This window comes from Paramagnetospirillum caucaseum (assembly GCF_000342045.1).
Taxonomy (GTDB): domain Bacteria; phylum Pseudomonadota; class Alphaproteobacteria; order Rhodospirillales; family Magnetospirillaceae; genus Phaeospirillum; species Phaeospirillum caucaseum.
On record NZ_AONQ01000217.1, the window covers coordinates 1 to 348 of the forward strand.

Here is a 348-nt window from a genome sequence, read left to right on the forward strand (position 1 = left end):
CCTGAAGCGGGGCCAGGACTTCTTCCTGGGCTACAGCCCCGAGCGCATCAATCCCGGTGACCGCGAGCACACGGTGGAGCGCATCACCAAGGTGGTGGCGGGCGAGAACACAGCTGTGACGGCGCAACTGGCCGAGGTCTACGGCGCGGTGACCACGGGCGGCGTGTTCGAGGCGGCCTCCATCAAGGTCGCCGAGGCGGCCAAGGTGATCGAGAATTCCCAGCGCGACATCAACATCGCCTTCATCAACGAGATCACCATGATCTTCGAGAAGCTGGGGATTTCCATCTACGACGTGCTGGACGCCTCGGCCACCAAGTGGAACTTCCTCAATTTCAAGCCGGGACT

The 348-nt window shown here is 62.4% G+C and carries 1 pseudogene; it reads left to right on the forward strand.

The features are described 5' to 3' along the window. Positions 1–348: pseudogene (locus tag H261_RS23055) on the forward strand (nucleotide sugar dehydrogenase); the annotation flags it as partial.